The following is a 15061-nucleotide window of genomic DNA, read 5'->3' on the forward strand; positions in this document are numbered from 1 at the left end:
AGTCGATCATGACCAAGCATGAACGGATCGCCACGCGCAAGGCGACCAACCTTTCACTGGATGTTGATCTTGTGGCGGATGCCAAGGAACTGGGTATCAATCTGTCCCGTGCATGCGAAGATGCCTTGCGCAGGGAGATTGGATTGGAACGCGGACGGCGCTGGAAGAAAGACAATGCTGCTGGCATCGCCGCCTCCAATGCCTATGTCGAAAAACATGGGTTGCCGCTCGAAAAATACCGGCAATTCTAATGGCGCGCTTTTGCGTCCATCGCCTGCCCGATGGTGTCTACGTCCTGGACTGCCAAACCGACTTGCTGGACCATCTGACCACCCGTTTCGTGGTGCCGTTGGTCCCGCTCGACGATGTCGGAACGCCGATGGCGCGCCTCAATCCGCAATTTAATGTCGATGGGCATCGACTGGTTATGATGACGCAATTTTCCGGCGCGGTGCCTGCGCGGTCGCTGGGGAAGGTCGTGCTGTCGCTGCGGGATCAGGATTATGAGATATCCAAGGCCCTCGATATGCTGATCGCCGGCTTCTGACCAAATCCGTTTCCGTTTCGTGCCCGTCCTGCTATCCGACCTGCGATGACTGATTTTCGCGACCCGTTCGACGCCATCAAGGATCACCCGTTCGACGATGCGCTTTCGCAGCGCTATCTCGTCTATGCGTTGTCGACCATCACCGCCCGGTCGTTGCCCGACCTGCGCGATGGCCTGAAACCCGTGCATCGCCGCCTGCTCTGGGCGATGCGCCTGCTCAAGATGGAGCCGGGCGGCGCGTCCCCGGACGTGCTGGTCGCCAACCCGGCGCGGAACACCACAAGTTACAAGAAATGCGCCCGCGTCGTGGGCGACGTCATCGGTAAATATCACCCCCATGGCGACCAGTCGGTCTATGACGCCATGGTGCGGCTGGCGCAGGAATTCTCGCTGCGCACGCCGCTGGTCGACGGGCAGGGCAATTTCGGCAACATCGACGGCGATAACGCCGCGGCCATGCGTTACACCGAAGCGCGCCTGACACAGGCCGCCGCCGATCTGATGGCGGGCCTGGACGAAGGCACGGTCGATTATCGACCCACCTATAATGGTGAGGATGAGGAGCCGGAGGTCTTTCCCGGCCTGTTCCCCAATCTGCTCGCCAACGGCGCGACCGGCATTGCGGTCGGCATGGCGACCAGCATCCCGCCGCATAATGTCACCGAACTGATCGACGCGGCCGGCCTGCTGATCGACGATCCCGACACCGATCATGCCGCCTTGATGGCGGTGGTGAAGGGGCCGGATTTTCCGACCGGCGGTGTCCTGGTGGACAGCCCGTCGATCATCTCCGAAGCCTATGTCACCGGGCGCGGCGCTTTCCGTACGCGGGCGCGCTGGCACAAGGAAGAGGGCGGACGAGGCACCTGGATCGCGGTCGTCACCGAAATTCCCTATCAGGTGCAGAAATCCAAACTGATCGAACAGATTGCGGGGATCATCAACGACCGCAAGCTGCCGATCCTGGCTGACGTTCGCGACGAGAGCGATACGGAAATCCGCATCGTCATCGAACCGCGCGCGCGCACCGTCGATCCGCAGATGCTGATGGACAGCTTGTTCCGGCTGACCGATCTGGAAAATCGTTTCCCGCTGAACCTCAATGTCCTCGACGCCACCCGGACGCCGCGCGTGCTGGGCCTGCGCCCGCTGCTGATCGAATGGCTCAAGCACCAGATCGACGTTCTGGTCCGCCGCGCCCGGCATCGGCTGGAAAAGATCGCCGGCCGGCTGGAACTGCTCGACGGCTATATCATCGCCTATCTCAACCTCGACCGGGTGATCGAGATCATCCGCACGGAAGATGAGCCCAAGGCGGTGATGATGGACGAATTCGCGCTCAACGATCGTCAGGTCGAGGCCATCCTCAACATGCGGCTGCGCTCTTTGCGCAAGCTGGAGGAGATGGAGCTGCGGCGCGAACATGCCGAACTGGTCAAGGAGAAGGAGGAACTGGAAAAGCTGGTCGAAAGCCCGGCCCGCCAGCGCACCCGCCTGAAGCGCGACCTCGCCGCGCTGCGCAAGCGCTACGGCCCCGAAACCGACCTTGGCCGCCGCCGCACCCTGGTCGAGGAAGCCGCCCCGGCGCGGGAAATCCCGCTGGAGGCGATGATAGAAAAGGAGCCGATCACGGTGATCTTGTCCGAACGCGGCTGGATCAGGGCGATGAGCGGCCATCGCGATCTCGCCGCCGCCGACACGCTGAAATTCAAGGAAGGCGACGGTCCGCAATATGCGTTCCACGCCTACACCACCGACAAACTGCTGCTGGCGACCTCCACCGGCCGCATCTACACGCTGGCGTCGGACAAGCTGCCGGGCGGTCGCGGCTTTGGCGATCCGGTGCGCTCGCTGATCGACATGGACAATGAAGGCGCGATCGTCGCTTTCATGCCGGCGCGCGCTGGCACGGATCTGCTTCTGGCCTCATCCGACGGCCGGGGTTTCGTCGCGGCGACAGCCGAACTGATTGCCGAAACCCGCAAGGGTAAGCAGGTGGTCAACGTCCGCGCCGGCGCGAAGCTGAGCATCATCCGGCCGATCCCGGCGGAGGCCGACAGCATCGCCGTGATCGGTGAGAACCGCAAGCTGCTCGTCTTCCCCTTGACGGAAATGCCGAAAATGACACGCGGGCAGGGCGTACAGATGCAGCGCTACCGCGACGGCGGCCTGTCCGACGCGATCGCCTTCCGCCTTTCCGACGGGCTTAGCTGGACCATGGGCGGCGAATCGGGCCGCACCCGGACGGAAAGCGACATGATGCCATGGAAGGTTGCGCGTGGCGCGGCCGGGCGAATGCCGCCGACGGGTTTCCCGCGCGATAATCGCTTCTGATTTCAGCGATTTCGCCGTTAGTCCAACTTTGTCCATTGCGGCGGTCAGCGTTTCCCGAAAATTTACTCCTTCTCGATACAGCGGGGGTATGGAATCGACGTCGGTGCGCAGTTTGCCGGTCAAAAAGGCCAGCGCCTCCCCCTTGGGGGGGGACGATGCCCCGCATCCTGAACACGCCATCGGCATGGCGCAATGGCTGGAGGCTCTCCCCCAGCTTGCAGCTGTATTCTCATTCGAAAACAATAGTCTAAACCTTATGCGCGGAAATGCGCGTTTTACGCAGGCTTCCAGGTTACAAGCCGAACGAGGTGAAGCTGCCGCCAGCGTCGCCGCGGCATGGCGCGAGCGTGCCAGCAATTTTATCCGGTCTGGACGCGATTCGGACAGTTTCGAATTGCGTCGCGACGGCAAACTTGGGCCGGAATATTTCATGTGCACCATCGGTCGCCTGCCCGCGGCCGACGGGCGCCCCGAACATTATCTCTTCACCGCCACCGACCGGACCGGCGAACGGACGATCGAAAAAAATCTCCGTCGGGAACTGCTGTCGGATGGCTTGACCGCGCTGCCCAATCGCACGGGATTTGGTGAAGAGATTGACGATCGTCTGGCCAATACGGTCTGGCCTGACAAGGCCCAGTTCGGCATCATCGCGATCGATCTCAGTCGCTTCAGCCGAGTCAATGAATCCCTTGGTCCGATGGCGGGCGACGAACTGCTGATCACCGTCGCCAAGCGCCTGAAATCCAGCTTGCGCCAAGGCGACGTGCTGGCCCGTATCGGCGGCAATGATTTTGCTATATTTGCACGCTTAAACAATGGCTTATCAGACGCTCTTCATATCGTTCAGAGGATCAAGGAGGCGCTCAGCTCGCCGATCCGCCTCAGCGATCTTCAAATCCGCGTCGATTGCGCAATCGGCTGCGCTCTCTCGCTCAATCTGGACGATGATCCCGACGATGTCGTTCGCAAGGCGCAGGCGGCGGTAAAGATCGCCAAACGCAGCGGCAAAGTCGAGATATACCGCAATGGCGTGCTCAAGGAGGCGCAGCGGCGATTTTCTATCGAAAGCCGTCTGCGCGAAGCATTGGCCCAAGGCGGGCTGACCCTCGCTTTTCAACCGCTCATCCATCTTCAAACTGGTGAGGTCACTGGCTTCGAGGCGCTCGCCCGCTGGCATGACGAGGAACTGGGTCATGTTCCCCCTGTCGAATTCATCGCGGTTGCGGAAGAAAGCGGCCTTATCACCCCGCTGGGTCGCTGGGCGGCCTATGAGGCGGCCCAGGCGCTGTCGCGCTGGGACGCGAAATTCGGCCAGCCGCTGCCCGTGGGCGTTAACGTCAATCTTTCCCCGATCCAGATGGCGCGCGACGACGTCGCTTCCATGTTCGAGGAGGCTTTGCGCTATGCTGGGATCGCCGGCCACCGATTGACCGCCGAACTCACCGAAAGCGCGATCATCGCCGATCCTGACAAGGCGCGGAAGCTGCTCGTCGCGCTGAAAGGTTTGCAGATGCCGATCGCGATGGACGACTTCGGCACCGGCTTCTCCAACCTCGCCAGCCTGCACAGCCTGCCGATCGACATATTGAAGATCGATCGCAGCTTCGTGTCCACGATGCTGGAGGATCATGACAAGGCGGTGATCGTCCGCACGATCCTGTCACTCGCTGAATCGCTCAATCTCAAGGTTACCGCCGAGGGGATCGAGACGCAGGCGTTGGCCCATGCGCTCCAGCAGATGGGCTGCTGGCAGGGGCAGGGCTATCATTTCGCCAAGCCGATGCCCGAAGCGGAAGCCTTCGACTATTGGCGCGCCCGCTGGAATTTCGAGACGATCTGATCCGCGATCCCCGCGACGCGGTTCGAATCGGGGAAATCTTCCGCCACCCATTGGTCCTGCACCGCACGCAACGCCTTGGCCACATCCGGGCCGGGCGTCAGGCCGCGCGCGATCAGCGCTCCGCCGCCGATCGGCAGAGCGGGCGGGGTCCAGTCCCGCAACTGTTCAAGCGTCGCCAGCGGCCTGTCAGGGTCGAGCAGCATCCGATCGGTTGCGCCTTCGACGCCGATCCGATGAGCGAGCGCGCGCGGACGTTCGATCCCCGCCGCCTGCTCCAATGCCAAGACCAGCCGCTTGCGCGCCTTGTTCGACAGCTTCAACCGCGCACCCACCGAATCGGCCAGCGCCGCATCAGCCGGCAATAGCGCAGCCAGGCGCCGCAACGCGGACGCGCCGATCCCGGCCTCCGCCTCCCGCGCCATCAGCCGATCCATACGCGCGATCCCGGCCGCATCCACTTCCGGCAGCACCGTGCGCAATATGCCGCCCTCCACCATCAGGCTCAGCGCATGGATCGGCGAAGCGACACCCAGTAATTTCAACAATTCGTCCGCGATCCGCTCGCGTGACAGCGCCATCAGGCTGTTGGCTGCGGCGACGCACGCATCATAGGCGATACTGTCCAACTCGTTGTCGCCATAGCGCGCCAGGAAGCGGAAATAGCGCAGGATGCGCAGATGGTCTTCGGCGATCCGCGCCGATGCATCGCCGATGAAGCGCAGGCGCCGCGCCTCCAGATCTGCGATCCCGCCGAAATAATCGCTGATCGCGCCGGTCAACGGATCGGCGTAAAGGGCGTTGATCGTGAAATCCCGCCGCGCCGCATCCTCGCGCCAGTCGTCCGTATAGGCGATGGTGGCGCGCCGCCCGTCCGTGCTGACGTCGCGGCGCAGCGTGGTGATTTCGACCGGCCCGTCGGGCAGGACGGCGGTGATGGTGCCATGGTCGATCCCGGTCGGCACCGTCTTGATCCCCGCGCGCTTCAGCCGATCGACCACGTCCTGCGGGGCCAGCGTCGTGGCAATGTCCAGATCATTGACCGGCAGGCCCAGCAGCCCGTCGCGCACCGCGCCGCCGACGAAACGCGCCTTGCCCTCCGCCGCCTCCAGCGCGGTGAACAGGCCGTCCAGACCGGGGCGATGGCGCCATTCGGCATCAGGCAGGTATATGGTCATGGCCCAGCCTGCGCGAGAGGTTGGCGAGAATGGCGGCGGTAATCCCCCAGATGCGGCGGCCTTCCCAATATATCTCGTAATAATGACGCTGCCTGCCCTCATATTCCATCGCATGGCGCACCCGGCGCGCGGGATCGAGCGCATAAGCGAGCGGCAGTTCGAACCAGTCGGCGACCTCGCTTTCCTGTGCGCGCAGCGGCAGGTCGGGCGGAATGACGCCCAGCACCGGGATAATGTCGAAGCCGGTAAAAGTGTGGTAGCGATCGGACGTCCCGATCACCTGCACCCGGTCGGGCGGCAACGCGATTTCCTCCTGCGCCTCGCGCAGCGCCCCGGCGATCTCGTCGGCGTCGCCCGCATCCACCCGGCCGCCCGGAAAGGCGATCTGGCCCGCATGTTTGCGCAGGCGCGACGATCGCTCGGTCAGGATCAGGCCGGGTTCCGCCCGGTCGGTGATCGCCACCAGCACGGCCGCGGGCGCCAGCGCAATCTCCCCGTCGATCCGCGGATCGCGCATATCGTCGGGCGCCAGATCTTCGCGCCTGTGCCCTTCTTCCAGCGCGGCGCGCAACCGCTGCGCCAGCGTCATGCCGCCCCGTCCAGCGGGAAGAAGGCGCCGTCGCTCCACAGGCCGATGCGCTCGGCGTCTTCTTCCAGCGCCAGGTTCATCAGCTCATAATAGACGCTGCGCGCCACCAGCGCCTCCATTCCGCCGCGCACATGCAGATAGGGATGCGGCCCATCCGGCGTCTCGCGCAGGCACAGCCCATGGTCCGGCCCGGCGGTCACGATGTCGCCATTTTTGATGCGGAAGGCGAGGGTGCGGCCCCGGCCTTCGCCTTCGCTCTTCAGTTCGACCGCAACGAAGGGCGCATCCTCGACCGCGATGTCCAGCTTCTCGACCGGCGTCACCAGCACATGGCTGCCGTCCGGCTCGCGCCGCAATATGGAGGAGAAGAGCCGCACCATCGTTTCCCGGCCGATCGGCGATCCCTGATGAAACCAGGTGCCGTCGCGCGCGATCCGCATCTCGCTGTCGCCGCAATGGTCGGGATTCCACTTCTCGACCGGCGGCAGGCGTTTTTCGGCAGCCAGCCGCGCGATATCGGCAAGCGAGAGGGTGGACAGGTCGGGCAGGGGCTCCATCGGCATGGGGCGGAGATAGGAGCCTCTCGCCCGAAGGCAAAGGGTAAATCAGGCCGCGACGGCGATTCTGGGACCGAGCATCCCGCTTCCGCCGACGGGACGACCATCGATCGACAGCGCCAGCAACCGGCGCGGCTCGAACGGGCCGGGCGCGTCCCAGCCTGCCGTGCCGTCCGCGACAAAGCCCCAGAAACGGCCATAATATTCGGGATCGCCGATCATCATCAGCGGCTCGCTGCCCTGCGCGCGCGCGGCGGCGACCACCGCGTCCATCATCGCCCGGCCATGACCGCCAAACTGATGCGCAGGATCGACCGCCACCGGCCCCACCATGATCAGCGGGATTTGCGCGCCATCCTCATCCGTCAGCGCCACGGGCCAGCTTTGCAGCGACCCGATCAGCGCGCCTTGGGCATCGACGGTGGCGAAGGAGAGGGCGGGCAACCAGGGCATACCGTCGCGGATGCGATAGGCCGTGCGTCCGTGCCGGTCGGCGCCGAACGCCGCGTCGAGCAGTTGCTCGATCGCCGCATCGGGCTGGCTGTCCAGGGGAACAATGTGAGACACGTCTTGCCGATCCGCCATCAATGGCGCATGGGGCAGCGCCGGAAGCGGGGCTTTAGCGCCCGCTTTGTAAAATGAAAGATTAAATTGGCCCGCCCGCACGGCACGGAACGGGTCTGAGTTGGCGAGTTATGCAGACTGGATTTGACGATTTTCTGACGCTGGAGGTCAACAACCTCCATGTCGACGTGCTGACCGGCATTTATTCGGAGGAGACGCATCTCCCCCAGCCGCTGCGCATCTCCATCCGCGCCCGCCTGCGAATCGCCGATCATTACGAGCCGGACACGGCGCTTGGCCAATCCAAAAACTATATGGACCTCAAGCACGCCGCCTCGACCGCGCTGCCCGAAGGCATGCACTTCACGCTGATCGAAGCGGTGGCAGACCATATCATCGACACCATCTTTCTACAGGACGACAAGGTCAGCCATGTCGAGGTGAAGATCGTGAAGCTCGCTTTGTCCGAACGCGGCGAGGAAATCGGCATCACCCTGGGCCGCGGCCGGAAGTAACGCGCCAACCGTCGCTCGTTTCGAGCCTGTCGAGAAACGGGAAGCGCTCCTTTACCTGCTTCTCGACTGGGTTCTAAGCGAACGACGTCAGCCTTTCTTGATCAGCCCGATCTCGATCAGCCGCTCGGTCAGATAATCATGCGCGCTGATCGGCGGATCGCGGCGTGGATTCTCCTCGTTCACGCATTGCGGCAGCGCGTCGATCATGAAATCGGGGCGCAGGTGCAGGAAGAAGGGCATGGAATAGCGCGAATGGCCGCGCCGCTCCGGCGGCGGGTTGACCACGCGGTGGCTGGTCGACGGCAGCAGATGGTTGGTCAGCCGTTGCAGCATGTCGCCGACATTGATCGCCAGCGCGCCGGGCGGTGGCACCACCGGCAGCCAGTTGCCTCCGCGATCCTTTAGCTCCAGCCCGCCTTCTTCCGCGCCGAGCAGCAGCGTGATGAGATTGATGTCTTCATGCGCCCCCGCGCGGATGCCCGGCGCCTGCGGCGACACTGGCGGATAATGGAGCAGCCGCAGGATCGAATTGCCATTGTCGATCGGCCCGTCGAACCAGCGTTCGGGCAGGCCGAGATAGAGCGCGATCGCCGACAGCAATTCCGCGCCGACCCGATCGAACTCGCGATAGAGCCTGGCGAAGACCGGCTCGAACGTCGGCATTTCATCGGGCCATATATTGGGCGGCATCGTAGCGGCCAGCGGATCGCCGTCGGGCAGGTCGCGGCCGACATGCCAGAATTCCTTCAGGTCGTTCTCGCTCGCGCCCTTCGCGATTTCGGTGCCGAACGCGGTATAGCCGCGCTGCCCGCCATTCCCCTTGGCGTTATAGCGCTGCTTCACATCCTCCGGCAGCGCGAAGAAGCGCCGCGCCAGCGCCCAACCATCATCGACCAGCGCCGGGTCCATGCCATGGTCCTTCACCATGGCGAAGCCGAACTGCTGGAAGGATCGGCCGAACGCCGTGGCGAAATCCGCCTTGCTCATTTCCGCCATGGACAGGACAGGCACCTGATCCAGTACCGCTTGCGACACGTCTTATCTCCAAATATCATTTGTCGGGGTCATGCCCTGCATATGGGGCGGCCCGTGCGTGACGCCATCCTTGATCGCGCCGGGACGCTGTTGCAAGGAGGCAGGATGAACTATTGGCTGATGAAATCGGAACCCGATGTCTTTTCCTATGACGATCTCGTCAGGAAAGGGAAGGCCGAATGGGACGGGGTGCGCAACCATGCCGCACAGGGCCATATGAAGGCGATGCGCAAGGGCGATCTGGCCTTTTTCTACCATAGCAATATCGGGCTTGAGGCGGTCGGCATCATGACGATCGTCGAAGAAGCCGCGCCCGACAGCACCGACGACAGCGGAAAGTGGATCGCCGTCCATGTTGCGCCGCATGAAAAACTCGCCAAACCGGTGTCGCTCAAGGCGATGAAGGCCGATTCGACGTTGTCCGACATGGTGATGCTGCGGCAATCGCGGCTCTCCGTCGCGCCGCTGAGCAAGGCGCATTTCGACCATATTGTAGCAATGTCAAAGGCTTGATCCGCGCGCTCTGGCGTGATTGCACTTGATGCAACTGGAACGGCACTTTTTGCGATTGTGGCTCTGCCGCGCCGCAACATAGAAGCGCCCTCAACAAAACAAGAAAAACAAGAGGTGTTTGATCGGCATTCACAAGGAGTTTACCCATGCGAATGCTGTCGAAGTTCATTGTCACCGGCGCCTTGAGCGCCATCGTCGCCATTGCCGCTCCCGCCCAGGCTGAAGAAGCCGGCAAGCAGCGCTTCACCCACGAGGGCTATACCTACGTGTATAAGGTGAAGGACACCAAGGCCGGCAAGGTCATTTCCGGCCGTCGCTTCCCCGATGCCGTCGCGTTCAACCTGGCCGTCAAGAATGGCAAGGTTTCGGGTGTGTCGGGTGGTCAGCCGGTCGCCTTCAAGGTTGAAGAGGCGCGCGGCGCCGCCGCGGAATAAGCCGTCAGGCTGGCAAAAAGTTAGGGACGGCATCCGACGGGATGCCGTCCCTTTTTTTGTTCATTCGCAGCAGTCGAAGCCGGCGGCTATTGCAATCGCCGCCGGCACGCCGGCTCAACGGCAGCGACGCTTGCTGTCGATTTCCTTGCCCAGCAGGGCGCCGCCGGCAGCGCCGAGAATCGTGCCGGTCGCACGGTCGCCGCGGGTATCGATCGCCCGGCCGACCAGCGCGCCACCCACGCCGCCGACGATCAGGCCGGTGGTGCCGTTCGACTTGCGGCAATAGGTCCGGCCGTCGCGACCGCGCCATTCCTTGTACCGATAATGTTTACGCGCCTGCGCGCCGTCGGTCGGCACCGCCATGGACATGGGAATGGCCAGCGAAACGGCGGCCAGGGCGAGTAGAGCTTTACGCATGAGTATCTCCTCCGATAGCGTGATTTGTCGCTTGAACCCGTTGACCTTGATCGAGGTTGCATGAACGTCAGGCAACAAACTAAGCAACTGTTTCCGGGGCAATAAATTTTGAGGTAAACGGATGCGAGCGGACGACGAGCGGGATGGACGGGCGCTGATCGAACGGCTCGGCCTTGCCGCGCATCCCGAAGGCGGGTGGTATCGGGAGACATGGCGCGCCGAATCTGGCCTTGGGCAGCGCGCTGGCGGCACCACGATATTGTTTCTGCTGGAGGCGCATGAGCGCTCACACTGGCACCGTGTCGATGCCGATGAACATTGGTTCTGGCACGCCGGCGCACCTTTGATCCTCTCGATCGCACCGCCTGGTGGCCCGGCCTGCGATCTGCTGCTGGGGCCGGACATATTTGATGGCCAGATGCCGCAAGGCTGGGTGCCGGCCCATTATTGGCAGGCATCGACGCCGCACGGCGGATGGACGCTGGTCAGTTGCACCGTCACGCCAGGCTTTGATTTTGCCGGCTTTTCCCTCGCGCCGCCGGACTGGTCGCCGCCGGGCTGAAACTTATCCACAGATTTGCGATCCGCTCCGTCACAAATCCTTCCGATTTCGCTTGGAGCGACTCGCCGATGGTGAGACGATCCAGTTATCGAAACGGCGGAGACGGAGCGATCCAGATCCAAAATCACCGAGAAATCAGTGATTTGCACCTTATCGATAGTTCGCTAGCAGGCAATGTTCGCAAGGACGGCGCCGGGCAGGCGGACGGGATGTTTGGGACCATTGCCGGGTACGCGCGAAAGTGAACGTCGGGCATCGGAAGCAAGCAGCCAGCATCGGAAAGGCGGCCCTTGGCCTAGAATCCGAAGCACAGCCTGTATGGCCATCTTCGCCCGAAGATGACGTTCAGGATACGCCGGGCCGATGATCGCATCCTGCAAGGGACGCGGATCGCATGACCCGACGGAAGTGGGGACCGGCAGCAATGCCGGCCCCCATTTTGCGTTTGGGCGGCGGCAACGGCTTGATGGTCCGCAACGATTTTAAAATGGTGCCGGCTACAGGATTCGAACCCGTGGCCCCCTGATTACAAATCAGGTGCTCTACCAACTGAGCTAAGCCGGCGTGCCTTTCGGACGCACGCCCTTACTATCAGATGACGCCGAACGTCCAGCCCTCAGTGCGCGCAATCTGCGCCGTCAGCATCGCGGGCTTCCACATGGCCGGTTCAGCCGCGGCCCGGCGCATCCAGGCAGCGGTGACGATCGCGTCCGCGCCATGATCGTCGGGCATCGGGCCGTCATGCGCGGCCGATCCCAACGCCGCCAGGGCCTCGTTCAGCGCAGCCGCATCGCGCATCTTGCTGCGCCCCTTGGGCCGCCCCGCCGCGCGCGCGGCGATGCTGGTATAGATTTCCACCACCGCCGATCCTGCGTCAGGCAGCGGATCGAACGGCCACACGGGCAGCTTGCCGCGCAGGTGATGCAGCATCCGCATCCCGGCAAAGCTGGCCTTGGCCACCTGCGCCGCGCCGATCGCGTCATAGACGGTCGATGGCTTGCCTCCGCCGCCCGCCTTGTACCGCGCCTCGCAGACACGATTATGCATGAAAGCGGCCTTCACCCCATCCGCCTTGCCGAAATAGAAATGGCGGCGATGCGCGACTTCCAGCAGGCTCGCCGCGCCCAGGTCCGCATCCTCGCAGATCGCATCGACATAGGCCCAGAAACCGGGGCCGTCTTCCGGCACCCGATCGCCCGGCAGATAGCCGCCCCGCGCGACGAAGGGCGGCGCGAAGCTGAAATCGAAGCCGAACAGGGTAGGGGCCTGCCGCCCGGCCCCGACCAGCCAGTCGGCCACCGCCTGCCGCGACCAGATACCGCCCGGCGCCGCCACCAGCCGCGGCACGGCATCGCCCGCCTCGCACAGCGCCACTGCAATCCCCTTGTGCCGCGCGCCCTTGGCGCCCGACCAGTCGATCGCGGCGAACCGCCCGAACCGCGTCACCCGCTCGCGCGCTCCGCCCGCAACCGGTCCCAATGGGCGATGCGCTCGGCGATCCGCGCCTCGAACCCACGATCGGTCGGCGCATAGAAAATCTGCGGCGTCATCTCGTCCGGCCAGTAATTGGCCCCGGAAAAGCCATCCGCCGCGTCATGGTCATATTGATAGCCCTTGCCGTAACCGACCTGCTTCATCAGCTTGGTGGGTGCGTTGACGATGTTCATCGGCGGCATCAGTGACCCGGTATCGCGCGCCGATTTGAACGACGCCTTCATCGCCGCATAGGCTGCGTTCGACTTGGGCGCGGTCGCGCAATAGAGGCACGCCTGGACGATCGCCAATTCGCCTTCGGGCGATCCCAGGAAATCATAGGCGTCCTTGGCGGCGAGGCACTGCACCACGGCCTGCGGATCGGCGAGGCCGATATCTTCGGTGGCGAAGCGCACCAGCCGGCGCAGCACATAAAGCGGCTCTTCCCCCGCCGTCAGCATTCGCGCCAGATAATAGAGCGCCGCCTGCGGGTCCGACCCGCGCAGCGACTTATGCAGCGCGGAGATGAGATTATAATGCCCCTCCCGGTCCTTGTCATACACCGCGACCCGGCGGTGGAGCAGGGCGGACAGGCCGGCCGGATCGAGCGGTTCGGGGATGTCGATCGCATAGAGCGTCTCGACCTGGTTGAGCAAAAACCGCCCGTCGCCATCCGCGCTCGCCACCAGCGCCTCGCGCGCCGCGGCGTCGATCGGCACCGGCCGCCCCGTCAGCGCCTCGGCCCGGTCGAGCAACTGCTCCAGCGCGGCCGCGTCCAGCCGCCGCAGGATCAGCACCTGCGCCCGCGACAGCAGGGCCGCGTTCAGCTCGAAACTCGGATTTTCGGTCGTCGCCCCGACCAAAGTCACCGTACCGTCCTCGACGAAGGGCAGGAAACCGTCCTGTTGCGCCCGGTTGAAGCGGTGGATCTCGTCCACGAACAATAATGTCTTCTCGCCGCGCCGGGCATGGTCCCTGGCGCTCGCGAACAGCTTCTTGAGGTCGGCCACGCCCGAAAATACCGCCGATATCGGGGCAAAGCGCATCCCCACCGCATCGGCCAGCAGCCGCGCCGTCGTCGTCTTGCCGGTGCCGGGCGGCCCCCATAATATGATCGACGACAGCCGCCCGGCCGCCACCATCCGGCCGATCGCGCCATCCGGCCCGGTCAGATGTTCCTGTCCCACCACATCGGCCAGCGTGCGCGGGCGCAGCCGGTCGGCGAGGGGCGCGGTGTCCGCCGGTCCATCAGCAGGAAGATCATCGGGAGCGAAAAGGTCGGCCATCGCTACCGATATAGGGTGTGGCGCAGATTATGGAACCGGGCTGGATCGCGGCGCCAGCCCCTGGGCGCGCTGGCGGATGACGCGCAGATAGGTGTCGACCAGCGCCTGGTTGACCTGGTCCCATCCATTGCGCTCCGCCCGCTGCTGCGCCGCTGCGCCCGCGGCCTGCCGCGCGCCGTCATCGATGCAATAGGCTTGCAGCGCATCGGCGAAGGCGCCAATCGCGCCGGGGCGGATCAACCGCCCGGTGACGCCGTCCGTGACCAGGCTCTCGCTGCCGGTGGCCCGCGCCGCGACGGTGGGGAGGCCGCACGCCATCGCCTCCAGCGTGACATTGCCGAACGTCTCGGTCACCGACGGGTTGAACAGCATGTCCATGCTGGCGACTGCACGGCCCAGGTCCGCCCCCTTCTGGAAGCCGGTAAAGACCGCGTCTGGCAGCCGGTTCTGGAACCATTCGCGCGCCGGGCCTTCGCCCACCACCAGCACCTTGTGCTGCACCTGCCGGGCGGCGAGCTGGTCGATTGCGTCGGAAAAGACGTCCAGCCCCTTTTCCATCACCAGCCGGCCGATGAAGCCGATGGCGGGCGCGTCGTCGGCGATGCCCAGCGACCGCCGCCAGTCCAGGTCGCGGCGGCCGGGATGGAAAATCTCCCGGTCGATGCCGCGTGTCCAGATGCCGACATCATAGTTCATCCGCTGATCGCGCAGCAGTTGCGCCATCGATTCGGATGGCGCGACGATCGCGTCGCAGCGGCGATAGAAGCGGCGCAGGATCGATTCGATCAGCGGCTCCAGAAAGGCCAGCCCATAATAGCGCGGATAGGTTTCGAACCGCGTATGCACTGACGCCACGGTCGGCAGCCCGCGCGCGCGCGCCCAGCTCAATGCCCGATGGCCCAGCGGATCTGGGCTGGACAGATGCACGATATTGGGCGCGAACGCCTTGAGATCGCGGCGCACCTGCGCCGACATGCGATGGGGCACCCGATATTCCTTGCGCCCCGGCACCGGGAAGGACGGCGTGCTGACCAGGTCGCCGGCCGGTGCGAAAGCGGGGGTCGCCGTCGTTGGTGAATAGACCCGCACAGCCGCCCCCTGCCGCAGCAGATAGGTCACGAAGCGGTTGAGCGCCTGGTTCGCGCCATCGCGCACATAATTATAATTGCCGCTGAACAGGGCGACGCGCAGGCCGGTAGCATCCATCGCCGCCCCTT

Annotated in this window: 17 protein-coding genes and 1 tRNA gene; 8 read left to right on the forward strand and 10 right to left on the reverse strand. The window is 64.2% G+C overall.

Translation table 11 applies throughout. From position 1 onward, the window contains the following. Positions 1-8: 8 nt before the first annotated feature. The 4 genes from V473_RS06520 (at position 9) to V473_RS06535 (ending at position 4724) form a co-directional block, all read left to right on the forward strand. Positions 9-251, forward strand: a complete 243-nt coding sequence (locus tag V473_RS06520) for a type II toxin-antitoxin system CcdA family antitoxin (RefSeq protein WP_066605220.1) — start codon at positions 9-11, stop codon at positions 249-251. Beyond that, positions 251-547: a CcdB family protein gene (locus tag V473_RS06525; protein WP_066601725.1), complete on the forward strand. Its 297-nt coding sequence runs from the start codon at positions 251-253 to the stop codon at positions 545-547. Before V473_RS06520 ends, V473_RS06525 begins: the two co-directional genes overlap by 1 nt. 45 nt (positions 548-592) lie before the next feature. Continuing rightward, entirely contained in the window at positions 593-2881 is a 2289-nt protein-coding gene (gene parC, locus V473_RS06530; protein WP_066601727.1) for a DNA topoisomerase IV subunit A, read from the forward strand. Positions 2882-2969: 88 nt separating this feature from the next. Then, positions 2970-4724, forward strand: coding sequence for a putative bifunctional diguanylate cyclase/phosphodiesterase (locus V473_RS06535; protein WP_066601729.1), 1755 nt, complete (start codon positions 2970-2972; stop codon positions 4722-4724). Here V473_RS06535 and V473_RS06540 read toward each other — a convergent pair. The 4 genes from V473_RS06540 to V473_RS06555 are packed head-to-tail and all read right to left on the reverse strand — an operon-like array spanning position 4688 to position 7630. Next, the gene (locus V473_RS06540; protein WP_066601731.1) at positions 4688-5899 is read right to left on the reverse strand and encodes a CCA tRNA nucleotidyltransferase; all 1212 of its coding nucleotides are present in this window, start codon (positions 5897-5899) and stop codon (positions 4688-4690) included. The two genes, V473_RS06535 and V473_RS06540, sit on opposite strands and share 37 nt — an antisense overlap. Beyond that, positions 5880-6488, reverse strand: coding sequence for a CoA pyrophosphatase (locus V473_RS06545; protein WP_066601733.1), 609 nt, complete (start codon positions 6486-6488; stop codon positions 5880-5882). The genes V473_RS06540 and V473_RS06545 overlap by 20 nt, the downstream gene beginning before the upstream one ends. Beyond that, positions 6485-7051, reverse strand: coding sequence for a DUF1285 domain-containing protein (locus V473_RS06550; RefSeq protein WP_066601736.1), 567 nt, complete (start codon positions 7049-7051; stop codon positions 6485-6487). The genes V473_RS06545 and V473_RS06550 overlap by 4 nt, the downstream gene beginning before the upstream one ends. A gap of 42 nt (positions 7052-7093) precedes the next feature. Beyond that, a complete protein-coding gene (locus V473_RS06555; RefSeq protein ID WP_201785482.1) occupies positions 7094-7630 on the reverse strand; it encodes a GNAT family N-acetyltransferase in 537 nt (178 codons plus the stop codon). A gap of 110 nt (positions 7631-7740) precedes the next feature. Here V473_RS06555 and V473_RS06560 point away from each other — a divergent pair, with 110 nt between their 5' ends. Continuing rightward, positions 7741-8124 carry a dihydroneopterin aldolase gene (locus V473_RS06560; protein WP_066601738.1) on the forward strand — a complete coding sequence of 128 codons (384 nt, stop codon included), beginning with the start codon at positions 7741-7743 and terminating at the stop codon, positions 8122-8124. 87 nt (positions 8125-8211) lie between these two features. On the opposite strand, the gene V473_RS06565 is transcribed toward V473_RS06560, so the two are convergent. Beyond that, positions 8212-9159, reverse strand: coding sequence for an isopenicillin N synthase family dioxygenase (locus V473_RS06565; protein WP_066601739.1), 948 nt, complete (start codon positions 9157-9159; stop codon positions 8212-8214). 105 nt (positions 9160-9264) lie between these two features. Between V473_RS06565 and V473_RS06570 the strand changes: the two genes are divergently transcribed. Further along, a complete protein-coding gene (locus tag V473_RS06570) occupies positions 9265-9672 on the forward strand; it encodes an EVE domain-containing protein (protein WP_066605225.1) in 408 nt (135 codons plus the stop codon). Between the two features lie 152 nt (positions 9673-9824). Beyond that, positions 9825-10106, forward strand: coding sequence for a hypothetical protein (locus V473_RS06575; protein WP_066601742.1), 282 nt, complete (start codon positions 9825-9827; stop codon positions 10104-10106). A gap of 114 nt (positions 10107-10220) precedes the next feature. Here V473_RS06575 and V473_RS06580 read toward each other — a convergent pair whose 3' ends face one another. Next, positions 10221-10523 carry a glycine zipper 2TM domain-containing protein gene (locus V473_RS06580; protein ID WP_066605227.1) on the reverse strand — a complete coding sequence of 101 codons (303 nt, stop codon included), beginning with the start codon at positions 10521-10523 and terminating at the stop codon, positions 10221-10223. A gap of 121 nt (positions 10524-10644) precedes the next feature. Between V473_RS06580 and V473_RS06585 the strand changes: the two genes are divergently transcribed. Next, complete coding sequence (locus V473_RS06585; RefSeq protein WP_066601746.1) at positions 10645-11085, forward strand: cupin domain-containing protein; 441 nt, start codon at positions 10645-10647, stop codon at positions 11083-11085. A gap of 488 nt (positions 11086-11573) precedes the next feature. On the opposite strand, the gene V473_RS06590 is transcribed toward V473_RS06585, so the two are convergent. The 4 genes from V473_RS06590 to V473_RS06605 all read right to left on the reverse strand — a co-directional run bounded on the left by V473_RS06590 (position 11574) and on the right by V473_RS06605 (position 15050). Then, positions 11574-11649: transfer RNA gene (locus V473_RS06590), tRNA-Thr, on the reverse strand. Between the two features lie 27 nt (positions 11650-11676). Next, positions 11677-12531 carry a hypothetical protein gene (locus tag V473_RS06595; protein WP_242495970.1) on the reverse strand — a complete coding sequence of 285 codons (855 nt, stop codon included), beginning with the start codon at positions 12529-12531 and terminating at the stop codon, positions 11677-11679. Next, entirely contained in the window at positions 12528-13844 is a 1317-nt protein-coding gene (locus tag V473_RS06600) for a replication-associated recombination protein A (RefSeq protein WP_066601750.1), read from the reverse strand. Before V473_RS06600 ends, V473_RS06595 begins: the two co-directional genes overlap by 4 nt. Positions 13845-13871: 27 nt before the next feature. Then, positions 13872-15050, reverse strand: a complete 1179-nt coding sequence (locus V473_RS06605) for a glycosyltransferase family 4 protein (RefSeq protein ID WP_066601752.1) — start codon at positions 15048-15050, stop codon at positions 13872-13874. Positions 15051-15061 lie beyond the last annotated feature (11 nt).

This window comes from Sphingobium cupriresistens LL01 (assembly GCF_001046645.1).
Lineage (GTDB): Bacteria > Pseudomonadota > Alphaproteobacteria > Sphingomonadales > Sphingomonadaceae > Sphingobium > Sphingobium cupriresistens.

Excerpts from the sequence above, each read along its gene's own strand:
- V473_RS06520 (WP_066605220.1), top strand. The coding sequence starts at position 9 with ATGACCAAGCATGAACGGATCGCCACGCGCAAGGCGACCAACCTTTCA.
- V473_RS06525 (WP_066601725.1), top strand. The coding sequence starts at position 251 with ATGGCGCGCTTTTGCGTCCATCGCCTGCCCGATGGTGTCTACGTCCTG.
- parC (WP_066601727.1), top strand. The coding sequence starts at position 593 with ATGACTGATTTTCGCGACCCGTTCGACGCCATCAAGGATCACCCGTTC.
- V473_RS06535 (WP_066601729.1), top strand. The coding sequence starts at position 2,970 with ATGGAATCGACGTCGGTGCGCAGTTTGCCGGTCAAAAAGGCCAGCGCC.
- V473_RS06540 (WP_066601731.1), bottom strand. The coding sequence starts at position 5,899 with ATGACCATATACCTGCCTGATGCCGAATGGCGCCATCGCCCCGGTCTG.
- V473_RS06545 (WP_066601733.1), bottom strand. The coding sequence starts at position 6,488 with ATGACGCTGGCGCAGCGGTTGCGCGCCGCGCTGGAAGAAGGGCACAGG.
- V473_RS06550 (WP_066601736.1), bottom strand. The coding sequence starts at position 7,051 with ATGCCGATGGAGCCCCTGCCCGACCTGTCCACCCTCTCGCTTGCCGAT.
- V473_RS06555 (WP_201785482.1), bottom strand. The coding sequence starts at position 7,630 with ATGGCGGATCGGCAAGACGTGTCTCACATTGTTCCCCTGGACAGCCAG.
- V473_RS06560 (WP_066601738.1), top strand. The coding sequence starts at position 7,741 with ATGCAGACTGGATTTGACGATTTTCTGACGCTGGAGGTCAACAACCTC.
- V473_RS06570 (WP_066605225.1), top strand. The coding sequence starts at position 9,265 with ATGAACTATTGGCTGATGAAATCGGAACCCGATGTCTTTTCCTATGAC.
- V473_RS06575 (WP_066601742.1), top strand. The coding sequence starts at position 9,825 with ATGCTGTCGAAGTTCATTGTCACCGGCGCCTTGAGCGCCATCGTCGCC.
- V473_RS06580 (WP_066605227.1), bottom strand. The coding sequence starts at position 10,523 with ATGCGTAAAGCTCTACTCGCCCTGGCCGCCGTTTCGCTGGCCATTCCC.
- V473_RS06585 (WP_066601746.1), top strand. The coding sequence starts at position 10,645 with ATGCGAGCGGACGACGAGCGGGATGGACGGGCGCTGATCGAACGGCTC.
- V473_RS06600 (WP_066601750.1), bottom strand. The coding sequence starts at position 13,844 with ATGGCCGACCTTTTCGCTCCCGATGATCTTCCTGCTGATGGACCGGCG.
- V473_RS06605 (WP_066601752.1), bottom strand. The coding sequence starts at position 15,050 with ATGGATGCTACCGGCCTGCGCGTCGCCCTGTTCAGCGGCAATTATAAT.